A 23876-nucleotide genomic window follows, 5' to 3' on the forward strand; every position below is an offset into this window, starting at 1 on the left:
TAGGTAAGTTGCGGATTAAGCGCAATTCAAATGATATATAAAAAGTACGGTACAATCTTTAATTTAGAGTAAGACGCACTTTTTGCATTATGCTACGATTTGGAGTGAGAAAGGGGGCGGCTTTCCATAGTTGTAAGCGCTTAACTTGTCTAACCCAAATTCATACAGAGGAGTGCAACGCATGAGTAAAATGATTAAACAGGTCTTCTCGTTAGTACTGGCGGCGAGTCTGCTTATTCCGTTAGGCTGTCTTGCTCCGGTTGCGCAAGCTGCAACACCGAAACTGGAAGTAACGAAAACGGTTTATCACGAAACCTTTGCGGCCGGTGCAGGCAAAGCTGTTCAATCCGGAGGTGCCAGCCTGACGGCTGTCACCGGCAAGTCTTTTGCAGGCAATGCAGACGGAGCGGCATTATACGTAAGCAACAGAGTAAACAACTGGGACGCGGCTGATTTCAAATTCAGCGACCTCGGCCTGGAAAACGGAAAAACCTACACGGTGACTTCAATTGTTTATGTGGATGCAAATGTGAATCTGCCCACCGGCGCGAGTGCAGCACTTCAAACTGTGAACAGCTATGGGAATTATGCGGAAGTGAATTTTGAAGCGGGCAAAGCCGTCACCCTGACTAAGGAATTTACCGTCGATACAAGCAAAGATCAGGCCTTGCGCATGAACTCCAACAAAGCAGGAGCCGAGGTTTCTTTCTATATCGGAGACCTCCTTATCACCGAGAAAATCGCTTCGGACGGTGGAGAAGAGCCGCCTAGAGAACCGGCTTTACCGTTCACTGCCATCACCTTTGAGGATCAGACTACCGGCGGTTTTGGAGGCAGAGCCGGGACTGAGAAGCTGACTCTTACAGATACAGAGAATCATACCGAGGGTGGTTCCTTTGCCTTGAAAGTAGAGGGCAGAACAGCTACGTGGCATGGGCCGTCCTTGCGTGTGGAGAAGTATGTGGACCAGGGCAGCGAATATAACATTTCGGCCTGGGTCAAGCTGATCGAACCCGCAAGCTCGCAGCTGCAGCTGTCCACGCAGACCGGGAATGGAAGCAGCGCGAATTATGTGGCTCTATCCCCCAAAACAATCAGTGCCAGCGACGGTTGGGTTAAATTTGAGGGGAGCTACCGTTATAACAGTGTGGGCGGCGAATATTTAACCATCTATGTTGAAAGCGCCAATAACGCAGCAGCATCTTTCTATATCGACGACATCCATTTTGAGAAAACAAGCACAGGTCCAATCGCCATACAAAAGGACCTGATTCCTGTAAAGACTGCCTATCAAAATGATTTTTTGATCGGCAACGCGATAACAGCCGAGGATCTGGAAGGCCTGCGGCTGGAGCTGCTTAAAATGCATCACAATGTCGCTACCGCAGGAAACGCGATGAAACCGGATGCGCTGCAGCCGGCGAAGGGCAATTTTACCTTTGACGCTGCGGATTCCATGGTTGCTAAGGTACGGTCTGAAGGGATGTTGATGCATGGGCATGTGCTGGTATGGCATCAGCAATCCCCCGTGTGGATGAATACGACAAAGGATGCGGAAGGTAATAGCCTTCCCTTGGGGCGGGACGAAGCGCTCGCAAATCTGCACACCCATATTAAAACGGTCGTGGAACATTTCGGTGACAAGGTGATCTCTTGGGATGTCGTGAACGAAGCGATGAGCGATAATCCGGGTAATCCGGCAGATTTGGAAACCTCGCTGCGTGAATCCCCTTGGAAGAGTTCCATTGGCGCAGATTATGTGGAGCAGGCCTTCCTGGCGGCAAGAGAAGTGCTGGACCAACATCCAGATTGGAATATCAAGCTGTACTACAACGATTACAACGAAGATAACCAGAATAAAGCGGCAGCCATTTATAACATGGTCAAAGCTATCAATGATAGGTATGCGCTTACACATCCGGGGAAACGCCTCATCGACGGCGTCGGCATGCAGGGGCACTACAGTGTCAACACCAATCCCGAAAACGTAAAGCTGTCGCTGGAGAAGTTTATTTCCTTAGGCGTAGAAGTAAGCATCACCGAGCTTGATATTCAGGCTGGGAGCAACAATCAGCTTTCCGAGAAGCTTGCGAATGCCCAGGGCTATTTATACGCGCAATTGATGGAGCTCTTCAAAACTCACGCCGCAAATATAGAGCGCGTTACCTTCTGGGGCTTGGACGACCATACGAGCTGGAGAGCTTCTGCTAATCCGTTATTATTCGATAAGAACCTGCAGGCCAAGCCGGCTTACTACGGGGTTATCAACCCCGGTAAATTTATGGAGGAGCATAAACCTGATTCTACCGGCGCAAACCAATCCACCGCTGTTTATGCTTCACCTGTAGTTGACGGGACGGTTGATGCTGTCTGGAGCAAGGCGGCGGAGTTGCCGGTAAATCGGTACCAGATGGCGTGGCAGGGCGCGACCGGAGTGGCCAAAACCCTCTGGGATGATCAAAATCTGTATGTTTTGATTCAGGTCAGCGACGCGCAGCTGGACAAGAGCAGTAAGAACGTATGGGAACAGGATTCCGTCGAAATCTTCCTGGATGAAAACAATGGGAAGACGACGTTCTATCAAGACGATGACGGACAGTTCAGAGTCAACTTTGACAACGGGACTTCCTTCAATCCGGCTGGGATCGCTGGCGGATTCGAATCATCAACCAAGGTTACCGGAACAAACTACACAGTAGAAGTGAAGATTCCGTTTAAAAAAATCTCAGCAAGCAACGACAAAAAGATCGGTTTCGACGTACAGATCAATGACGCCAAAGACGGGGCCCGGCAAAGTGCTGCCGCATGGAATGATACAACCGGCAATGGATATCAGGACACCTCTGTTTACGGTGTGCTTACGCTTACGGGTAAACCTGGCCAATCGAACGAGGGCGGCAACAGTAACAATAACAACAGTAATAACAGTAACAGTAGCAACGGATCAACTCCACAGACCGGAAACGTATGCCCGAGACAGCCTGGCGGATCTGGTGAAATTCGGAATTGTGAGCGGCAAAGACGGCAAGCTTGCACCGGACGATACGCTCACCCGCGCTGAAGCGGCAGTTATTGTGTACCGCATTTGGAATCTGTAACCTGTATTTACAGCTTTCAGCCTAAACAGCCAGCCGCCGGAAAATTTCCGGTGACTGGCTGTTTTTTGCTGTGATTTACCAGTATTTCATCAATGAATAAAGATTCTATCTTTGATACAATTCTAAAATTGATGTCATAGGAGGAATCACGTGAAGGCCATATTAGGTAGATTCATAATAGCGGCAGCCGCTGTCATTTGCTCGACAAGCATGTTTTGTCAGCATATATTGGCCGATGGGCGGCTGCCTTTTGATGATATAAACACAAGCTATGCCCAAAAAGAGATCATAGATTTATATAATAAAAAGCTTATTACAGGAACCTCGTTGACGAGTTTCTCACCAGCAAAGTCTATGACCAGAGCAGAATTTATTACTGTGCTGGAACGTTTGCTAAAGCTTGATCCAGTGGCTAGTCCAGTAACCGCTTTTACAGATGTAGTAATGAATGAATGGTATTACGGTCCGATTCAGGCGGCTGTTCAGCTGAACCTGGCAAGTGGTACCTCGGAGACTACCTTTGCACCTAAGAGAGCTGTTACAAGACAAGAGGCAGCTGTTTGGATGGCTGGTGCATTGCAACAAACGAACGGCAAATCCACTAATCTGACAGTATATAAGGATAGTAATCGTATTGCTGCTTGGGCTGGTAATTCTGTTGCTGCCGTTAGTAAGCTAGGATTAATGAAGGGCGATGAAACAGGATATTTTCGTCCAACGGATGCAATTACCAGGCAGGAAGTAACTGTACTTATTTATCGGGTGCTGCAAAATAAAAGCTGGGCCACAGAGCTTGAGAACGAGCCAAAAAAACATATTGTTATTGGCTGGCAGTATGGACAAACAACCGCAGAGTATAAGAGCACTATTCTGAAATCGAATGTGAACATCTTATCTCCACGGTGGTACTTTGTAGGGGGAACTGGGATTGTAACGGATTCAACAGAAATCTCGCTTGTTTCGTGGGCAAAGACGAAGGACAAAGAAATTTGGGCGATGGTCGGTAACCGGTCCGATCAAGAAGCTACTCATCTAATGTTATCTAGCATAACAGCAAGAAATACTGCAATAATCCAATTAGCAGCGATGGTAAGTAAATATGGCATTGATGGGCTAAATATAGATTTTGAGAATATAAAGGCATCGGATCGAAAATATTTGACAGCTTTTATTGCTTTATTAGCAGAAAGATTGCATGGCGTTAATGCTACGTTGTCTATAGATGTATCGCCTGATCTTGGTACGGATTGGACAGAGGCATTTGACTACGCTGCGCTTGGGGAACAAGTGGATTATGTAGTAATGATGGGCTACGATGAGCATTACGGTGGAAGTGTCAATCCAGGCTCTAATGCTTCGCTACCCTATATCACAAACGCACTCGAAACCTTGCTAAAGGTTGTATCAAATGACAAGGTCATATTGGCACTGCCATTCTATAACCGGGACTGGATGTTAAAGCAAAATGGAACAGTTTCATCCTCCGAATTCATTACGTTCACTGAGCAAAATCAGAGGATCAATACCTATTCGATGAAACCGCTATGGAATGAATCATTGGCTCAATATGTTGCCGGCTATACGAACAATGTTATGCAACACATGATTTGGATTGAGGACGGGCGCTCGTTAATTGCCAAATATCATTTTGCTGTTACTAAAAATTTAGCGGGAGTGGCCTACTGGTACATAGGCGGGGAAAGTCCGGATATTTGGACAAGCATGAGTAATGCGGAGAAATATTACGGTTATTCCTTCTTAAACAATACAACCCCTTGATTCATCTAGGGGTTTAGACTTGACGGAAATCTCTTGCCTACTGATAGTTTCGTATGGTATATTCTAGGTGTCATTTAACAATCTAAACGTTTAACATAATGTTTGCGGCATAGAATAGGAGAATTACAATGAGCAAAACCAGCATTAAGCATATCGCTGCTAAAGCCAATGTTTCGATTGCTACAGTCTCCTATGTGCTTAATGGTACCCGCAATGTCCGTCCAGAGACGCGTCAGCGAGTAGTTGAAGCCATTGAGGAGCTGAATTACAAACCTAACGATATTGCCAAGAGCCTCAAGCTCAACCGTACGAATACGATCGGTGTTATCGCAGAGGATGTGACGGTGTTTAATGCACCCGAGATTATCGATGGCATCAATGATTTTGGCGATCGGCATGATCTGCATATTTTGCTGGTCAATCTTCGTCTAAATAAACGTATCGGCCGTAATTTTGCTGATATAGAGGCATACCGGAAGTACGCCTCCAATGCCGTGTCCGAGCTGCTCAGCAAGCAGGTGGACGGGATTATCTATATCGGTGTACATACCCGTGACTTAACCGGACTAATCGATGCAGACGACAAACCTATTGTATATACCTATGGTTATACACGGGACGACATTTCCATACATTATAACGACGAGCAGGCTTCGTATGAGGCTATGTCCCATCTGGTCGCGAAGGGTCATAGCAGAATCGCGGTCATTAGCGGGCTGATGGATTCCATTCCGTCCAGACAGCGGCTGAACGGTTATTATCGGGCGATTACTGACTTTGAACTGCCCTTTGATCCTTTATTGATCAAGATGGGGGATTGGGAGCGGGAATCCGGATATCGCCTGACCGGCGAGCTGTTATCTCTGCCGGAGCCGCCGACGGCTATCCTCTCTATGAATGATGTTATGGTGGTAGGGGTATTGCAGGCAGCCGACGAAAGAGGCGTTAAGGTTCCGGAGGACTTGTCGGTGATTGGCTTCGATAACCGGGAATTCAGCGATTATCTGCGCCCGCGGATTACGACGATGGAACTTCCGCTGCACGAAATGGGCTATCAGGCCATAGAGAGCTTGTACAATGTGATCAATGGGAATGAATCTGCGCCCCTGATTATGCCGGAATGCCGGTTAATCGAGCGGGACTCTGTAGCTGCTGTAAACGATGTGAGATAAAGCCGATGTCTCACATCATATTTTTTTCATTTATCTAAACGTTTAGATTATAAAGCAGGACGCGAAAGAGGTGATGGCGATGATGTTTCTCAGCAATGCAAAATACAGAATGGAGCTTAGTGCCCGGGGAGCCATGCAGTCCCTGGTGATGCAGGAAGATCCCGCCGCAATGAACTGGGTGGTTGATCCCGCTTATCTGCAACAGGCAGGGTACGAAGACGAGGATAAGCTGTTCGGGGAATGGACGCTCGAACTGAATGGGAAGATCATACACAGTGTGGATCTTAAGCCGAGGGTGATCCAGGAGGGAGAGCATCGCGCTACTGTTGAGTTTGATGCTTTTCCGGTAACGATCCGCTTCGTGTACACACTGGAGGAGGAGCGCTTCAGGTGGAGCATCGAATTGTCCAACCGCTCCGCACAAGCTGTACGGATTAACGGGCTGCATGTATGGTTCTCGCTGGCCTATATCATGTTCAGGGATGAGAACGTGCTGCGGAATATGCGTGAATCGTGTGCAGTGTTCACTCATCTGGGCGGAGACTTCACCAAGTTCGCCGCTATCAGGCGCAGCAATGAGGCGCCGCACTTGGGTATTTATCAGACTGGGGGCAGAACAGTCACGGCAGGCTCCTATTGCCGTTATAGTAACCGCTTTCTTGAGCAGGTATCCCCTTCCTTGGACGGCTTGCTGTATCATCGGCTGTCGCTGGTGGAGGATGGGGCTTCAATGCCCGACTCAGCAGCTGCGGATTGGATCTATGGTAACACTTACCATACACTGGATCTGGAGCCCGGGCAGACTTCCAGCTGGGAGTATGTATTTCTCCCTTGCCAGGATCAGGATGATTTCTACCGCCAGGGAGCCGCGTTTGGCCACCCGCACTGGAGCTATACGTCTGTGCTGACACAGGGCGGAATCTTCCAAGCTGAGGTTGGGATAACGCAGGAACAGTCTATACGTGAAATCTGCCTATTCAGCGCTCCACCGGGAACGGAGGAGCTCCGCCGCGAAGACATTACAGATCAGGCGATTCCGGTAATAGGAGAAAATGGCAGGTACACACTTACGCTGCTTCGTCCGGCGCCCGGTGAGCATAAGCTGGAGCTGGTGCTTGAAGACGGACGCAGCGACATCCTGGTGTGGAACGTGCTGGAGCCGATCGACATTATGCTGGAGAAACGGGCAGAATGGCTGGTAGCCCATAGCTATGGAAGCGCAGATGGAGTGGAACGCCCCTACGCGTTCCGTCCCTTGTCCAATCAGGGAGAATCACTTGGCAAGCTGACCTTCCTGCTGATGAAGAACAGCATGTCGGCTGCAGTGCCGGAACAGGTTGCGAAGGCCGAGGCTGCTGCAGTGCTGGATATGAAGCTCCATTGGTTCGAGGAGGGCGATTTCACTCGGCCGCGCCCCTTGTATGGAGGGTTCTACCGAATTTATGATCTGGATTATATTGCGCATGTTTTCTACCTGCTGTCGAGAATGGATGCTGCGCTGCTGAGGCTGCATCCGCCACGGCTTTATCTGGAGTGGGCTGCCGAAGTGATATGCCTGCGTCTGAACCCGGACTGCCATTCCAGGCAGCGAGAGAAGGACGAGGCAGGGCTGAACGGCATTTTCACTCTATATATTCGGGATTTGCTGCAGGCACTTGAGGAGGAGGGACTTGCGGAATGGCAGGGGCAATTGCAGCAGTTATGGGAGCGGTTCGGCCGGAATCTGCAGACAGAAGTACAGCAATACGGCGGGGCAATTACAGAGCACTTCTATGATAACGCAGGGTTCGGACCTACCTGTGAAACGCTGTGCCATCTTGGGAATCTGGACGAAGCGGAACGTTACGGACAGCTGATTCTGGCGAACATCGGGTTCAGTAATGACTACAGGGTTCAGAACCCGGACCGCTGGTGGGAAGCCCTCTCTTCCATGATCCATTCCTTATGGGGGGGATTGGTGTCCGGCTCGGCCCGGGTTGCCTACGAGCATTTGGGCAATCCCGAATATTTGGAGGCGGCTTACCGTTCTACAATGGCCGTGTTCAATTGTTATGACTGGAATGTGCGCTCCACTCCGCGCCGCCTGCAGCCGGGAGAGGCGGCCTCAACTTACAGTGTGGCTGCACCTAATCTGAATATGCCGGAGCTGTCGAGGAACAGGTTTGGACAGTCGGTATTTGTAGCAAGCAGTGATCCGTTATTCGCTTCGCTGTTCTCCACTGTATCCGGAGATGATTGGGACATGGGTGAAGAACTGGTTGCCTACTTATTAGGCTTTGGGACAACCGCCTATCTCTATAGAGACAGCAGCGGCAAGCTGCGTTGTGTTAATGGTTATGTTACCGAGGAGACGGACGGCTGGACAATTACGAGTTATGCAGCGTACCCTTCCAGATACCTGCTGCTTGAAGACAAGGTGGGTTTCCGCTCCGGGCAAGGCCGGCTGCAGCGCCAAGTAAGACTTCAGGGCGGCGTCTTCAGCGCTTGTCCATAATCGCCGGCAGGAGCGGCAGAATGGGACAGGCTACTTAACGGACAAAACCCGTGAAGCTTTTAGATTAAACGTTTAACTTAGTATAATCGAAATAAATATAGGTGAACTTGGAAAATCGACATTAGGTAAAGGAGCAGCGAAGGGGAAGGCCAAGTCTTCTCCGCAGTTGCGCAGAATACCTAAATGAAAAACTCACAAGTTCATTTTATATAGATTTAAAAGAAAAGGGAGGCAACAAACATGAAGTTTGGTAAACGCACTCTGGTTCTATCACTGGCATTAACAATGGTCTTCGCTTCACTGGCCGGCTGTTCGGGGAATGGAGAGAAAAACACGGGCAACACTGCCGCCAAAGCCACAGAAAAAGCCGCGAATGATAAGGGAGGTACGTCCGGCAAGGATATCACGCTTGAACTGTTGTATTGGGGCGATGACGCGCAGAAGAAGCTGGTGGAAGAGGCTGCAGAGAAATATACAGCTGACACTGGAGTTAAGATCAATGCGCAAGTGCTGCCGGCGGACGGAACCTTTGATACTTTCATTCAGACCCGCCTAGCCTCCGATCAATTGCCGGATATCAGCTACATGGGCGAGGGGGATATTCAGAAGTACAATGAAATGGGCATTCTCGAAGACATTAGTGATTTGCTTGCTGATGGTTCAATACCGGAGAAATTGGCAGCGATTACAATCCATTCTCCGGAGCAAAAAGTTATCGGTGTCGGCCTCTCCAACCAACTGGAGCTGCTGTACTACAGTAAAGCAAAGTTCGATGCTGCGGGCATCGCCTATCCGCCATCCAAGGTTGAGGATGCCTGGGATTGGGACACCTTCGTGAGCAATGCCAAGAAGCTGACCACTGATACCAAAGGCAAAACGGCCGCAGATGAGGGGTTCAACGCTTCATTGACAGAGAATTACGGCATCGGGTTTACCGCGGGACGTGAGTTCCATCACTTCTGGGCAGCCAATGCGAACGGAGGCGGTATTATATCCCCGGACGGCAAGGAGTTTCTGTGGGATTCGCCCAAATCGGTTGAGGGTATCCAGAAGCTGGCCGATCTTATCAACAAGGACAAGGTAGCCTCGCCCTTCAATTATTCATGGACTACCGGCGCCGGTTCGGTCATTGATGCGCTGAGCGGCGGCTATGCGATGGCGGTCAGCGGCTCGTGGGATTTGGCTAACATCAAAGGCAATGATGATATCGGTGTCGGCGTGTTGCCAAAGATGGAACAAGCCGTAACGATGAACGCAGGTGCTCCACTGGTAGTTTACAATACGTCCAAGCATATTGAGGAAGCTAAGAAATTCTACGCTTACATGGTTAACCCGGAGAATGCCCTGGATCTGCTCAAGAGCGGAGCATGGCTGCCTAACCAAGCCGACTGGTACACCGACCCTGCCCTCATTGAGAAGTGGACTGCCGATCTTCCGGCAAGTGCCAAAGAAACGATTCTCAGTTATTCCACAACCAAGGATTCCATTGCACAGTGGCCTGCTTATTATGTTCCGGCCTATCTTAAGATGAATACAGAATACGAGAAATCCATCGACAAGGCGCTGACCGGTCAGAAGAGTGTCAAGGACATCTACGATGAGATTATGCCAACGATTAAGAAACTGTGGGAAAGCGGAAAAGTTTCGTAATTAAAGCTTATTTTCAAAGAGAGGGCTATGGCTTATGAATCCAGAGAGCAAGACCGGTACGGCACCCAACTATGTTAAAAAGCCTGCCAAAGGCGCCACCAAGGAAGCGGTAGCCGGATATTTATTTGCAGCACCCGCGATTATCGGCTTTTTGGTGCTGACCCTGTATCCGATGTTAGCCAGCTTGTTCTACAGCTTTCACAAAATCACGGTGATGAGCGGCGGGCAGGTGATGGAATGGATCGGGCTGGACAACTTCAGATATATTTTCAGCAATCCAAGCTCCGAGTTCAAAAAATCGATCACGGTCACCCTGATTTACGCTTTTATCAACGTAGCGCTTGTTATTGCCTTCTGTCTGTTGGTCGCGCTCTTGCTGAACCGCAAGTTTCTCGGCAGAAATATGCTGCGGGCGGTCTTCTTCCTGCCCTCAGTCATTCCGATGCTGGCGACCACGATTGTCTGGCAGATGCTGCTGCAGAATCAGGCCAAGGGCGGTTTGGTCAACTGGCTGCTGCTGCAGCTGGGTATAGCGCCTTTAGACTTCCTGACAGACCCTGTGCGGATCTTCGAGACGTTGTTTATTATGAGCTTGTGGACATGCGGGGGCACGATTGTTGTCTTCATTGCTACCTTGCAGGACGTTCCCGGTGAACTGCTGGAGGCGATCGAGATGGACGGGGGCAATGCCTGGCACAAGTTCCAGAAGGTCACCTACCCGACGATCAAGCCAGTACTCTTTTTCCAATTGATTATGTGCATGATGACCTCTATCCAGATTTATACCCAGAGTGTGGTGTTGTCCAGAAACGGTGCACCGGACCGGATGACTTATTTCATCAACGTTATGATTTATGATCATTCCTTTGTGCAGGTGGGGATGCGCGGGCTGGCGTCTGCCGAGGCTTGGGTCGTCTTCCTGATCACATTGGTCATTACGGTTATTTTGTTCTATTTCCAGGGCGCGCTCAAGAAGGATGATTCGATGGGCAAAAGAAAGAGGGTGAGATAATGGCTGTATCTGCGACTGTAAAATATTCAAGTCTTAAGAGAGCAAAGAACAAAACAAAAGCGGTGAACGTCATACTCATCCTACTCTCTTGCCTGCTCGCTTTGGTATTTGCCTTTCCGCTTTATTGGCTGCTGCGCGGCGCATTCGTTAACCATTCAGAGATTCTGGCGCGCCCGCCAGTATTTATCCCCAGTGAGCCGGGCTTTGATAATTTCCGGCTGGGGCTTGAGCGCATCCAGTTTCTGCGGCAGCTCTGGAACTCAGTCTCAATTGTGGTGCCTTATGTAATCGGAACAGTGCTGACCACGAGTTTTGCCGGTTATGCTTTTGCCAAGCTGCGGTTCCCGCTGCGCGGGATGTGGTTCGTGCTCGTAATCAGCACCATGATGCTGCCAAGCGCTGTAACCCTGCTGCCGCAATATTCCCTGTATACCTCCTTGGGACTGGCCGGCAAGCCAGCACTTATTATTCCCGCATTTTTCTGCGCAGGCGGCAATGCATACTTTGTCTTTTTGCTCCGGCAATTTTTCACGACCATTCCGCTTGAACTCAGTGAAGCGGCTAAGATTGACGGTGCGGGTTATTTCCGCATTTACTCCCGCATCATGCTGCCGCTCATTCGTCCGGCAATGATTGTTGTGGCCCTGTTCAGCTTCATCAACTGCTGGAATGAATTTTTCTATACGATGATTTATTTGAAGACAGAAGCGGATTATACACTGCCAATGGGTTTGTATATTGTGAACGGAATGCGCATTCCGAACTATGAACAGGTTATGGCGCTCGCTCTGATCGTTACGGCTCCCTGCCTGGTGTTCTTCCTGATTGGCAACAAATATTTTGTGGAAGGTATTGCGTTGACAGGAATCAAGGGATAAAAAGGAGGAGACAACAAGTTATGAGAAAGACTAAGCGGTCAGGGAAGGCTTGTGTGGCAGCGCTTTGCGCTGCCGTAGTCCTAAATGGCGGGATCGTCCCGGCATCGGCGAATTATACGACAGATTTCGATCATAAGGGTGTAGGAACCGATTACGGGAAACCGGAGTGGAAAGTGGGTAACATCACTACCCCGGAAGGAATTGATTTCAGCAAAGCTACCGTCGGGGAAATGATGCAGACGATTGAGGATTTTGACTTTGATGCCTTTAAGAAAGATAATGCCGATCTGCCCTGGCTGGATTCATTGCTCGTGAACGAAGGCGTGATTCCTGATGATAATGGGAATGATGATGCCAGCGCCAATACATTGTTCAGCAGGGGCAGCGCCCTGTACATGAAGACACAGGACAACTCGAAGCTGGGTTTTGCCGGGAGTGTGTATTATGCGGATACGTTGAACCAGGATGTTATGTATACGCTCTCTCTTTCGACGGGAGAGGTTACGGAGGATCAGTCTGCCCGGAAAAATTATCCCAGCCACGAGAACCAAACCTACCGTAGCGGGGAACTGGAGATTAACCAGCGCAAATTTATTACGAATGATAACAGTGCAGTAACACTGCTGGAATTCAAGAATCCCACGGCAAGCGACATCCAGTTGACACTGAAGGTCAAATCTCCGTTTGTATCCAGGGCAGAAGGGGAGGAGTTGATCGGTGACCGGGTAGCGGCTCCGCTGATGATCGGGAAGTCCGGCCAAAAAGTTGTGAAAGCGATGTCATATGTGGATGTTCATCTTAGCGGAACCGGACTTACTCCTGCCGGGAATGAGCTGGTCAGAGAGATTACCGTTCCTGCGGGCGGGACGCTTGACCAGAAGGTGGTTATGGGCTGGCTCGCGGATGAAATTCCCGGCTCCAAGACGCAGTATGAGGAGTTCAAGTCTGCGCCCGGCAACAATGAGGCCTTTTCCACCCAGGTGAAGGAGTACAACGAGTGGTGGGCGGATAATATCCCGTACATTGATGTCCCTGATGAAAATGTGAAAAAAGTGCTCTATTACCGTTGGTGGTGTAACCGCTTTAATATCCTGGATGCCAACATTCCCGGCAATGACTGGCAGTTCCCGATGAATATGGAGGGTGTGCTTGGCTACAACAACGGTATCACGGTCAGCGTGCCGTGGGCGCTGCAGGATCTGAAATGGCTCCGTGATCCGTCCTATGCCTATGGGACCTGGCTGGCGCAGGGCGAATATTCCGAGAACAAGAATTACAAGAACAACCCCGGGCGGCCCAATATCTGGACCTGGGATATGATGCAGAACAGCTCGCAGGTAGGCTGGGAAGCATACAAAATCTATGGTGGCGGTTCGGAAATCCTGAAGAAATTCGCTGATTTCTCAGCCAATGACGTGACCGGCACACTGGCTCATTTCAAGGGCAATGATCCGAATCTCGTCTATTATAACCACGGCCCGATGACTGGAAATGACGGTGACACCGTCTCCATGCACTGGAACGGCAACGGCAACAATGCCCGCCTGGACGGCTCTGCGACTACTTATGGCAATGCAGTGGCCACAGCCCAAATGTATAAACAGCTGGGGGATACGGCGAATGAGACCCGGATGAATGAAACTGCCGGGAAGATTCAGAGTACAATTTTGAACGATATGTGGTTCGACGGTAAGGATTTTGACGGAGACGGCAAAGCGGATACGAACGGTGAAGGCAGCTTTTTGCATAAAAAGGTTGTCGGTAAAGAGGATGTGTTCAACCCGTGGCGCGATAACAACATGTTCGTCTTCAACTTCGGCGTTGTGCCGACAGAAGGACAGGAGGGCTTTCAGGCTAAATATTTGACCCAGCTGACCGATTACGCGGATCCTGATTATTATCCGATCTTTCCGTTCTTCACAGCGGATCAGAACAGCATTATGAAACGGGTGGAGGATTTCAAGAATGGCAAGACGGATGCCTTCGGCACCGACCAGTTCGCCTGGTGCAACTTCGGCAACTACATTAATACTGTCCGTGCTTCCTTGCGCCATTACCCTGTGGACAATATTAACAGTGATACTTACAAGACGTTGTTCGACTGGGGTGCATGGCTGCATACGGTGGAGACGGGCAATACGGATCACCTCGATTCCAATGAATTCTTCTGGCTGGAGGACTATTTCTTCGGAACGCCGTGGACAAAGGAGAATCCTCCGAACCCGAGCGGCAAAATGGTGCGGGCTTGGATTCACCACGATACGCTGGGCATGATGAATTACACCGTACTGGAGGATATGGCAGGTCTTCAGCCGAGAACGGACGACAAGATCGAGCTGTGGCCGATCAATGTCGCATATGACCATTTTGCGGTAGACAATGTGCGGTATCATGATGCGGATCTGTCGATCGTCTGGCAGGACCCTAAGGTATATACCGGGGACAAAAAATTGCCTTATCAAGACATTCCGTCCGGCTTCTCGCTGTTCATAAACGGTGAGCTTGTGATGACCACGAATGAAATGTCACATATTATTTATGATACGGCGACTGGCAAGGTGGAAATGCCTAAGGGTGATGTTGCCGGAGCGGTTGGTGACAATTCTAAGACGCAAGTGTTGTTTGAAAAAGGCAGCGCTACCCCTCTAGCCAAGGCTGATGATACTTCACTGGCAACGAATGCAAAAACGGTGGATATGTTCAACAAGGCAGGCGTTGATATTGTCAATGGTGGTGAGAATCTGGCCGCTGCTGCCGGAACGACGATCGAATCGACTTATATCGAGAGCGGTTCAAGTATTAAAAGCTTGGCGGACGGCTCGACGATAGCTTCTATTGACCACACGTCCAACACAGCTCTGTTCGGCGGTACGCCGAATCCTGCCGATACGGTCACGTTCAATTTTGACGCCACCAAGCCCGTAGACAATGTGAAGGTCTATTTCTACAATAACCGTCTCCTGGATGGCTACGGTACACCGCAGACGTTCGGTGTCGAGTATCTGGAGGCGGACGGCATAACCTGGAAGCCGGTGAAAGGGCAATTCCGATACCCGGATGTTGTGGCCTCCAACTATAACAATGTGGAGTTCGAGAAGGTTAATACGACAGCGATTCGTGTCAGTGTGACCCATGCACTCGAACTTGCAACAGGGATCAAAGAAATTCAAATCTACAATAACGGCCTGACGGTTACGCCAGCAGTAAATCAGGCACCGAAGGTAACGGTAGATACCCCGGTAAGAGTGCAGCAGGATGAACTGCTGGCTGTGGTTCCCCAAATTTACGATGACGGTCTGCCTGGCGGCAAGCTGACCTATCAATGGGAGAAAATATCCGGTGATGGCGAGGTCGAAGAGGGTGCGCTCGATCAGGCTGTTTTGAAAGCCACCTTCAAGACTGTAGGTGAATATAAGTATCAGTTGACCGTCAGTGATGGAGACAAGCAAACGGTCATAGAAGTTCCTGTGTCCGTGTTCATAGCAACGGCTGAACTGGCCGATATGGTTGCGAAATTCGCAGACCGGGATTCGGCGCAAGGGAAAATTGTCCGGAATTCCGGCGACTTCACACCGGAATCCTGGCAGCAACTGCAGACCGCATTAACTGCGGCTAAAACATTACTGAGCAAAGGCAACTACACTCTGGATGAAGTAAAGGCTACTACCGACCAATTGCGTATAGCCGTTAGTACTCTCGGCTACAGAAATGCGGCGCTGCTGGCTGTGCCGAGCGCTTCATACACCTCGGCCTGGGAGTCGGTGTATGCGGTTAACGACGGATATATTCCGCTTTTCTCTACTGGTTTAGGTGATAATACAATAGAAACACAGTACGGCAACTGGGGCGGATCAGGGGACAATCAATGGCTGCAATATACCTGGAAGCAGAAGGTAAGCCTCTCCGGCAGCTCGATATATTTCTTCGATGACGGCGGCGGCGTGCAGGTGCCAGCTGATTACAGCCTTGACTATTGGGATGAGGCAGCCGGTAAATTTGTCCCTGTCACCAACCTGAGTGAGAAGGGCAAGGAGAAGGACAAATTTAACGATGTAACCTTTGATAAGGTGGAAACGGATAAGCTGCGGCTGACGCTGGTTAAACAATCTGCTAGTGTTTTCACGGGAGTCAAGGAATGGCGCGCGATCTCGGCCAAGCCGGAGGGAGAAACGCCCGATCCGGGCACATTCGGCAAAATTGTAAGCATAGAGCAGGTTGCCGTAAATACGACGATAGGGGTAGTTCCTGCACTGCCGTCCAAAGTATTGGTAACTTATGCGAATGGGAATAAGGGCATGGCAGATGTGCAGTGGGAGGATATTCCGCTTAACAAGCTTACGATTGCTACAGACTTCATGATTTCCGGCAAGGTTGCCGGAACAGAGCTATCAGCAAGCTGCCGTATATTTGTGAAGTATGACAAGACAAGATTGAAGACTGCTATTGATACGGCTGCAGATCCGGCGGTGAATGAAGAGAACTATACCGCTGCGCCGGGGCAGTGGGAGACGCTTCATGCCGCATTGGCAACGGCTCAAGCTGTGTACGAGAACGGGGCTTCGACCGAAGGTGACATTAATGCTGCTTATACAGCTTTAAAAGCGGCCTTTGAAGCGCTGCAGCCGGTGGAAGGCCGCAATGCGCTGATCAGCGGAATCACGATTCCCGGCGGCATTGTCGATCAGGTAGCGAAAGAAATCATCGTGCCGGAGACGACTACGCTGACAGAATTGAAGGAAGGGCTGCAAGTTCCGGCAGGCGTAACCTTTGCCGTATATGGAAGTGACGGCATAACCGTTGCAACGGAGCTCCAGACCGGATACAAGGTGACCGTAACGGCTGTGGACAAAACGACGAACCGGACGTATACACTGACGTTGGCTTTCGTAACTCCGCCGGTGATCACGACTGGTCTTGAGGCGAAGCTGAAGGAAGTGCTGGAGCTGGAACAGGGGCTGTATACACCGGACAGCTGGACGGCGCTCCAGAAGGCTGTAGCCGCTGCGGCTGCGCTGCTGGAGAGCGGAACGGCTGACCAGGCGGGAATCGACGCCGCCTTAAGCAGGCTTGCGGCGGCGGTTACCGGTCTGCAGCGGCTTCCGGCGGCAACGCCATCAGCAACGCCGCTGCCTTCGGCGACACCGACACCTACGCCGGGAAATCCGGCATCCGGGTCCGAGACATATGTTCCGACGCCGAAGCCTTCGCCAAGCGCGGCGCCGACAGCAGCACCTGCTGCCGTAAGCATAGGCAGCATTGTGCTGCATCCGGTGGCCGGAGCTGACGGAACGGTCAAGACAGTGCTGACAGCCGGGAATATTGAAGCTGCAGCCAAGGGAATAACAGACGGCAGGTTGACAGTATCCATTAAAGCGGCGTCAGGCGTGAAGCAGCTTTCAGTTGAGCTTCCATTGCAAGCGCTCATGGGAGCACAAGCTGTGCGCACAGTCAAGATTGAGACTGGAGCGGCGGACATTCTATTGAACGAGAGTTTCCTGAAAGTCTATGCCGACGGGAAGAGTAATAAGCTTGAGATTTCTGTCAGCGCTATAGATCCGGCAGGCTTACCGCTGCAGGCAAGCGCACTGCTGGGAGTGAATGTGCTCAGCGATTTCGGACTGAGTGTTGACGGGACTGCTGTTCCGGCCTCCGTACTGAAGGCGAAGGGCGTCAAGCTCGCGCTGCCGTACACGTTGAAGCCGGGGGAGAACCCGAACAAGGTAGTGGCCTATTATCTCAATGATAAGCGCGAGCTGGAAATTGTGAAGAGCGGCAAATACAACGCCGCTGCCGGGACACTGGAATTCAATCTCAACCGGAGCGGAGGTTACGCAACACGCTACTCGAATGTTTCATTTAAGGATATTGCAACTGCAGCCTGGGCAGTGGACAGCATCGAAGCACTCGCGGCCAGAGGAGCTATCCAAGGAACAAATGCGGATAACTTTAATCCCTCAGGCAACGTCACCCGTGCAGAGTTCATCAAGATCCTGATGAATGCGTTCGACCTGGTTGATGAGTCAGTTGTAAGCACATTTACAGATGTGAAGCAGGGTGCCTGGTATGCCGGAGCGGTTGCCAGCGCCCAGAAGCTGGGCATTGTTAAGGGGAAGCCGGACGGCACCTTCGGACTGAATGAGGAGATTACCCGTGAGGAAATGGCCGTCATGCTGCATCGTCTGACACAGCTTGCAAACGTTTCGTTGAGCGGTGCGGCGAATGCCGGTGTCAATGCTAATACCAGTAACAATGCTGCCCCTGTGTTTTTTTCTGATCTTGATCAAGTGTCATCCTACGCGGCTGATGCCGTGGAAGACATGAGCAAGAGCGGAGTGATTGGCGGAATGCCGGACGGCAAGTTTGCGCCGGACAGCCAGGCCACAAGAGCTCAAGCAGCAACCGTTATCTTCAGGCTGCTTGGGCAAGCTCAATAACGGGCATGGGGAACCCATAATGCAGTTGCTAGAATACGCGGACTCAAGCGTCCAATGAACTATGAACTAAAACTCGAAGTCGGGTAGTTCCCCCTACCCATAATTTATTAAACCAAAGCAGCCAATGACCAAAAAGACAGACCAGGGATTCTCCATTAACGGAAGAATCGCTGGTCTGTTATCTTTTTATGGTCTCTTTTAATAACAGGGCAGTCTCGTTTCTCAAAAAATCCACTTATGGGACGGTCCGCTTTAGCCTTTAATATGGTCGAGACGACAGGATTTGAACCTGCTGCCTCTTACTCCCGAATTAAGGGTGACCCTCCTAGGTGCTACGGGTTAATGTGGAGAAGCCTTATTTATCACGGGTTTGAACATTATTGAGTACTGCTTAACACTCCCTAATTCGGAGTGTTTTTTTCTATTCAGACACCAGTTGCGACACCAACTGCATGCTATAAAAATTGATTGACTTGAATATTTATTCTCTTTTTGAAAACTTACTTCTCTCTGTTTCGCGCAATACCTTTGTGTTTCTTATTACGCATTCTATAATATTAACAATTATTAAGATGCGCAAGTATGGGACTCAGTAGCATATTATAGGTTTTGAAAGTATGTTATGAACTTACATACCACCTGTCTAAGTTAATGGTTTATTAAATGGAATGAGATTTATCAAATTTCAATTCTACTTGCCTTCGAGCCTCATTTGCTTTTGTGGCCGAAAGTCCTTGCGCGATGTTAGCAAGTCTTATTTGTTAACTTTTCACAGAAATTAATTATTCCATGTACGTTACTATCGAACACGGCAGAGAGAATTAAGTTGCTTTAGAAAAGGTTATTTTTAATTGTTAAATAACGTAAAGAGATCGGAATTACTAGGATTAACTGTAAAATGTGATATAGTTTACATATTATAATACAAAATTTGGTTTATGTTTGAAGTGACAGTAGAAGTAATTCTAGATACGCTATGATTAGCTGGCCAGCCATCATATATATCATGTATGTAAGAATCATGAAACAAACTTTATTTCAAACCATTTTGATAGGAGGATAACTTTCATGAAAAAGACTAGAATACTTCAATTAATAAGCTTAGCTTTAATAGCAATTCTTATATCGACTTCAGTTAATAGCAGCTCGATTGCTTGGGCAGATTCTACTGCTAATAATTCTTACAAAAGTTCTACAGAACTCCTAGAGTCGTTGCCTGATGCCTCAGAAACATCAGCTATTCAGCAATTACACCAGAAAGCCGTAGAACTTAATTTGCTGAGAATCTCAGAAAATGTAATAGACCTTAATGTTTTAGAGGCTAGTAAAACTCAGCTGCAATACTCTAATGAGGTGCTGTTTGGAGAGTATTTAAAAAGTCTTCAAGCTGCAAACCGTCTAGTAGAAGGTGGATATGCATATTACGATGCTAACTATACACCACAATTAGTGAATTCAGAGGAAATTCAAAAGATATCAAGCCAAGAAAAGGAAAGCTCAGCTCAAGAAGCTGGTACATCAAAATTAACTCCAGCTAGAGTAGAGATTTTTGATTTGAGTGGCTTGGTTCAAAGCAATAGAACGCAATTGTCGAGTTATTATTGGGATGTATATTATGGTGCGATTTTATCAGGTGGTAACGCAGGTATCGCAGCTTTAACAGCTTCGGCGTTTTGGTTTAAAGGAAAAGTGCAAGCCGGTGGACCATGGGACTATAAAAGTCAACCGGGCTGGGGAGGGTACAGTAAGTCATGGTACGCTGATACTTATAGAGGATTTAGATATGTAACAACAGAATATATAGGCAACTATAATTACGGATTCACCGGTTCTTTTTTATTTTCACTGAACATATTATACTATGGTGGACAGTATGCTAATGGGAACATATGGCAGCCGGAAGGTCAGAGCGATAGAACAGCGATAAGCGATGGTTATAATGATGCAGTAAATCACTAAAGGATATTATTGAGAAGTTTAAGTACTATTGGAGATGATTTCTTGAATTAAGGAATCATCTCCTTTGTTATAGATTTAAGTCGTTCCCAGTCTTCAGGTTTAGTAGTATAAGTTGATTTCTACCATTGGAAATACTTTTTATAAATATTTGTTCGAAATGAATTGAGGTGGATTTTTAGATGAAAAAGTACAATTGGTGCTCATTTCTACTACTCTTAGTCTTAGGCGGGATGATCGGCTATTCTGTATACAGTCAAATATATAACAAATGGATGATCTCTCCTCCAAATTATATTATTCTTATTTTCACTGTAATTACATTAATTTTAGGTGTAGTAGGTTTTCAGGATAAATCAAGTTGGTGGGCAAGATTAAGAAGTTGGTTTTCAATCATCGTTTCTTCGATCCTGATTATCGTTTTACTCATTCTTTTGCTTTTTACAGCTCTGTTTTCGGGTTCTAAAGATTTAATGAAGACAGTACAGTCACCGGATAAAAAATACACAATTCATTTTTATGCTACTGACGCAGGTGGGATGGGCAGTTTTGGCGTTTTAGGTGAGTTAGAGGGGCCACTGTGGCTTAAGAAGAAAGTTTATGTAGAGAGTAAAGTAAATGAAGTTCAGACTGAATGGGAAAATGCACATACTATTTTAATAAATAATCATAGATTGAATTTGCTGGATGGTGAAACGCTGATCGTAAAATGATGGTATGTTAAGGTGCAAGTAATTTATTGATAGTGTTTGGGTTTGAATAGAGTTATGTTGAATATAAATTACCAATAGGTGACTTTCTTTTATAAAAACTATGTTTAAATATCATGGCAAAGCGCACACGAGTAACTTTCCCGAAAACATAATCCTGCAAGATTGACGTAGGGATCTAGAGTTGCTGTTAAAGGCCGACATGATGAGCTAGATAACTAGGCCGATAATTAGTACCCCTTCCTACGGAATTTATAACGGGCTACACATTGATTTACTCTCCCGCTCACTTATTGATAAAAGGGTAACTTGTACTTTCGTTTCCACTTTAGTTCAGTTATTTCTCAATTCTGTCTATTTCCTCTCTAACTTTTAAAAATAGAAAAGGTTGTATCTTTGGATAAGTTAATTGTGAAGGTAAGCTGCTGAATAGAGAAACTTCTCCTATTTCGCTTTCTGGCAATTGACCAATCTCGTATACATCCGAATAAAACAACATACCAAATGACTCATCTTTAGCCTCTTGCTCTACAGAATAAACACATATGGGAACAATAATAAACGAAGTTGCTCCTGTTTCTTCAAAAAGTTCACGTTTAGCAGCTTCATCGATTTGCTCATGCAGTTCTCGCTTGCCTCCAGGTATTTCCCAAGTCTCACGTTCCTTGTGTTTTACAAGAAGCCACTCGTTTTTATATTTTGCAACAATTACAGCATACTCTAATTTATCATAATTAATTGAATCCAAACCATAATAGTTAATGTTCATAATATTATGAGCTCCCTTTTTGACGAAGACTCTTAGGTATAGCGAATTTAAGCCGAACAATGTTGCAAATGCTTTGTTGTAATGCCATTTGTATAGTTTGATGTAAACCATTCAATATTCTAGAATATCTATAGATTCTCTCTTGCATAATTTTCGTTCTTGCTTTTCCAGAAAAGCTACGCTCAAGTGGTTTGTCGTTGTCGTATTGGCTTTATGCTGTGCTCCGACCATTTCGGTTTAACTTCCTGATTCGAGATCTCCTAGAATGTCCGCTGCGATGAGACACTGATTCACTCCTTCCTTTATTCGGCCGGGTCTCTGCCCTCAAGGTTAAATCGTTAGAATCTTTATCGAATAGATAGACAAAACAAAGATATCTATCCTTGTTGGAAATTGTCGTTTACCAGACAGCGATTTCCAGATAAAGGAGATGTCCCGCTATTATGGTATTCCTCTACCTGCCCATCGTCAAGTTTATTTTGTCCCTCCATTTGCAAATGTCGAAGCCGCAGTTGGGCCGGCAGCGTCGGCGCACAGAGAGTGTCATGAAATGAATCCGTGCCCAACATGCTAAAGCTGGAAATGTACACGTTTCTCCGTGTTCCTCATGCCAGGACACTGAGTTCGATTTCTGCGATATTTAACCAGCTTCCATACTTGGGTGTGTAGTGAATCTCCAAACATTTGGCGAGCGAACGCGCAGTCTCTGGATCAAAAGCTTGGTAAAGCGAAGCAATACTGTGTATTCAGCTTATCCATGACCAGCTTGATGGTTGGAGCTTCTGGATAGGTAATGACCGGAAAACGCGTGTTATACGGTTGTTGATGTACATCCAGAACGTCTTCCATGGCGGAGACAAAGGCAACATTTTGCTCCGGTGGGATGCACCAGTATTGGAGTGGGTTAATTTGGGCATTTGTATAACATAGAAGTGTTATTTTAATATAGAGGTGATTTTTACAATGGCTAGGACTAATCAGTTAACCATACATACGCTCACTCAAGGCGATAGACGACTTGTATCTCAGCTTTTTAAATCTTCAATTTCAGATGCCTTCGAAAAGGAGGGACTGGGGCATTTGCAGGAGGACATTCAACATGAAGTTGACAATAAAAAACAAATGGTTGATGCCTTTCTGAACCCGGCGAATACGGATATATACTTCCTTGTTGCCAAAATAGATGGGACGGTTGTCGGCACGATTTCATTTGCACCCTGCGACGAGGATATTCGCTCATGCACCGGAAATCAACTTGATGATGTGGGAGAGCTAGGAAGCTTATACGTTTTGCCAAGCTATCAGGGTCTCGGTGTAGGCTCGACGTTGATTAAGGAACTGATGGCATATCTAAGAAAGCAAGGGATTGAGCAGTTTTGCCTGGACAGTGGCTACCAACGTGCGCAGGCAAAATGGCTGCAGAAATTTGGCAAGCCGTATAAGGTGGTTAAGGATTATTGGGGACCGGATTCGGTTCACATGGTTTGGTTATGCAAAGTCAGCGATTATACAATATAGACTGGGAAGTTTCCATCAGCCGTTTGCCCTCCGAGATTGACAGATTTAGGGGCGCTGGCTATACTTGAAATGTCAAAATGCAAATCGGATAAAACGTTGATGAAATGAAGTACGCCGGAGCATGGCTCCCTCAGAGAACGGATTCCGTTACGATTACAATCGTAATGGCTGCGAGAATCCGGAAGACAGACCGGCGGAAAGCTGATTTCGGAGTGCGGGGACAATCCCGCCGGGGGGCGCCCGTTAACAGCCGCGACAAGGCGATCGCCAGCAGTTGTCCCATGCATATGGGCAGGGCGATAACCAGGGTGGTACCGCGATAATAATCGTCCCTGAATTCATTCAGGGGCGTTTTTGTGCATTCCGGCAGAAGTGCCGAATTAATGATAAGACGGGAGCTGTACAT

Annotated in this window: 13 protein-coding genes and 2 pseudogenes; 12 read left to right on the forward strand and 3 right to left on the reverse strand. The window is 48.0% G+C overall.

Annotated elements, in window-relative coordinates; translation table 11 throughout:
- Positions 1-190: 190 nt before the first annotated feature.
- From ACAN56_RS20495 to ACAN56_RS20545, 11 genes and pseudogenes are all read left to right on the forward strand, one after another.
- Positions 191-2860 (forward strand): annotated as a pseudogene (locus ACAN56_RS20495) (endo-1,4-beta-xylanase); the annotation flags it as partial.
- The gene (locus ACAN56_RS20500; protein WP_379145442.1) at positions 2826-3098 is read left to right on the forward strand and encodes an S-layer homology domain-containing protein; all 273 of its coding nucleotides are present in this window, start codon (positions 2826-2828) and stop codon (positions 3096-3098) included. The pseudogene ACAN56_RS20495 and the gene ACAN56_RS20500, both read left to right, overlap by 35 nt.
- A 150-nt stretch (positions 3099-3248) precedes the next feature.
- Positions 3249-4877, forward strand: a complete 1629-nt coding sequence (locus tag ACAN56_RS20505) for an S-layer homology domain-containing protein (protein ID WP_038588080.1) — start codon at positions 3249-3251, stop codon at positions 4875-4877.
- 128 nt (positions 4878-5005) lie between these two features.
- The gene (locus ACAN56_RS20510; RefSeq protein WP_038588083.1) at positions 5006-6049 is read left to right on the forward strand and encodes a LacI family DNA-binding transcriptional regulator; all 1044 of its coding nucleotides are present in this window, start codon (positions 5006-5008) and stop codon (positions 6047-6049) included.
- 79 nt (positions 6050-6128) lie between these two features.
- The gene (locus ACAN56_RS20515; RefSeq protein WP_379145446.1) at positions 6129-8543 is read left to right on the forward strand and encodes a hypothetical protein; all 2415 of its coding nucleotides are present in this window, start codon (positions 6129-6131) and stop codon (positions 8541-8543) included.
- 240 nt (positions 8544-8783) lie between these two features.
- A complete protein-coding gene (locus tag ACAN56_RS20520; RefSeq protein WP_379145449.1) occupies positions 8784-10193 on the forward strand; it encodes an extracellular solute-binding protein in 1410 nt (469 codons plus the stop codon).
- 34 nt (positions 10194-10227) lie between these two features.
- Complete coding sequence (locus tag ACAN56_RS20525; RefSeq protein WP_052091926.1) at positions 10228-11205, forward strand: carbohydrate ABC transporter permease; 978 nt, start codon at positions 10228-10230, stop codon at positions 11203-11205.
- A complete protein-coding gene (locus ACAN56_RS20530; protein WP_052091927.1) occupies positions 11205-12083 on the forward strand; it encodes a carbohydrate ABC transporter permease in 879 nt (292 codons plus the stop codon). Before ACAN56_RS20525 ends, ACAN56_RS20530 begins: the two co-directional genes overlap by 1 nt.
- A gap of 20 nt (positions 12084-12103) precedes the next feature.
- Entirely contained in the window at positions 12104-18517 is a 6414-nt protein-coding gene (locus tag ACAN56_RS20535) for an S-layer homology domain-containing protein (protein WP_379145452.1), read from the forward strand.
- Between the two features lie 1068 nt (positions 18518-19585).
- Positions 19586-20476 carry a polymorphic toxin type 44 domain-containing protein gene (locus tag ACAN56_RS20540; RefSeq protein WP_379145454.1) on the forward strand — a complete coding sequence of 297 codons (891 nt, stop codon included), beginning with the start codon at positions 19586-19588 and terminating at the stop codon, positions 20474-20476.
- A gap of 179 nt (positions 20477-20655) precedes the next feature.
- Entirely contained in the window at positions 20656-21186 is a 531-nt protein-coding gene (locus ACAN56_RS20545) for a DUF5412 family protein (protein WP_379145456.1), read from the forward strand.
- 334 nt (positions 21187-21520) lie between these two features.
- On the opposite strand, the gene ACAN56_RS20550 is transcribed toward ACAN56_RS20545, so the two are convergent.
- Together ACAN56_RS20550 and ACAN56_RS20555 are read right to left on the reverse strand one after the other, a co-directional pair.
- Positions 21521-21952 (reverse strand): NUDIX hydrolase, encoded by a 432-nt coding sequence (locus tag ACAN56_RS20550; protein ID WP_379145459.1) that lies wholly within the window; start codon positions 21950-21952, stop codon positions 21521-21523.
- A gap of 608 nt (positions 21953-22560) precedes the next feature.
- Positions 22561-22843, reverse strand: a pseudogene (locus ACAN56_RS20555) (transposase); the annotation flags it as partial.
- Between the two features lie 72 nt (positions 22844-22915).
- Here ACAN56_RS20555 and ACAN56_RS20560 point away from each other — a divergent pair.
- Positions 22916-23470: a GNAT family N-acetyltransferase gene (locus ACAN56_RS20560; protein ID WP_038588093.1), complete on the forward strand. Its 555-nt coding sequence runs from the start codon at positions 22916-22918 to the stop codon at positions 23468-23470.
- A gap of 130 nt (positions 23471-23600) precedes the next feature.
- Here ACAN56_RS20560 and ACAN56_RS20565 read toward each other — a convergent pair whose 3' ends face one another.
- Positions 23601-23876, reverse strand: a complete 276-nt coding sequence (locus ACAN56_RS20565) for a hypothetical protein (RefSeq protein WP_038588096.1) — start codon at positions 23874-23876, stop codon at positions 23601-23603.

This window comes from Paenibacillus paludis, from assembly GCF_042610515.1.
In the GTDB taxonomy this organism is placed as follows: Bacteria; Bacillota; Bacilli; order Paenibacillales; family Paenibacillaceae; genus Paenibacillus_AQ.

What these genes read in the sequence shown, in the direction of transcription:
- ACAN56_RS20500 (WP_379145442.1), top strand. Translation starts at nt 2,826, where the DNA reads ATGGATATCAGGACACCTCTGTTTACGGTGTGCTTACGCTTACGGGTA.
- ACAN56_RS20510 (WP_038588083.1), top strand. Translation starts at nt 5,006, where the DNA reads ATGAGCAAAACCAGCATTAAGCATATCGCTGCTAAAGCCAATGTTTCG.
- ACAN56_RS20515 (WP_379145446.1), top strand. Translation starts at nt 6,129, where the DNA reads ATGATGTTTCTCAGCAATGCAAAATACAGAATGGAGCTTAGTGCCCGG.
- ACAN56_RS20520 (WP_379145449.1), top strand. Translation starts at nt 8,784, where the DNA reads ATGAAGTTTGGTAAACGCACTCTGGTTCTATCACTGGCATTAACAATG.
- ACAN56_RS20525 (WP_052091926.1), top strand. Translation starts at nt 10,228, where the DNA reads ATGAATCCAGAGAGCAAGACCGGTACGGCACCCAACTATGTTAAAAAG.
- ACAN56_RS20530 (WP_052091927.1), top strand. Translation starts at nt 11,205, where the DNA reads ATGGCTGTATCTGCGACTGTAAAATATTCAAGTCTTAAGAGAGCAAAG.
- ACAN56_RS20535 (WP_379145452.1), top strand. Translation starts at nt 12,104, where the DNA reads ATGAGAAAGACTAAGCGGTCAGGGAAGGCTTGTGTGGCAGCGCTTTGC.
- ACAN56_RS20540 (WP_379145454.1), top strand. Translation starts at nt 19,586, where the DNA reads ATGAAAAAGACTAGAATACTTCAATTAATAAGCTTAGCTTTAATAGCA.
- ACAN56_RS20545 (WP_379145456.1), top strand. Translation starts at nt 20,656, where the DNA reads ATGAAAAAGTACAATTGGTGCTCATTTCTACTACTCTTAGTCTTAGGC.
- ACAN56_RS20550 (WP_379145459.1), bottom strand. Translation starts at nt 21,952, where the DNA reads ATGAACATTAACTATTATGGTTTGGATTCAATTAATTATGATAAATTA.
- ACAN56_RS20560 (WP_038588093.1), top strand. Translation starts at nt 22,916, where the DNA reads ATGGCTAGGACTAATCAGTTAACCATACATACGCTCACTCAAGGCGAT.
- ACAN56_RS20565 (WP_038588096.1), bottom strand. Translation starts at nt 23,876, where the DNA reads ATGTACAGCTCCCGTCTTATCATTAATTCGGCACTTCTGCCGGAATGC.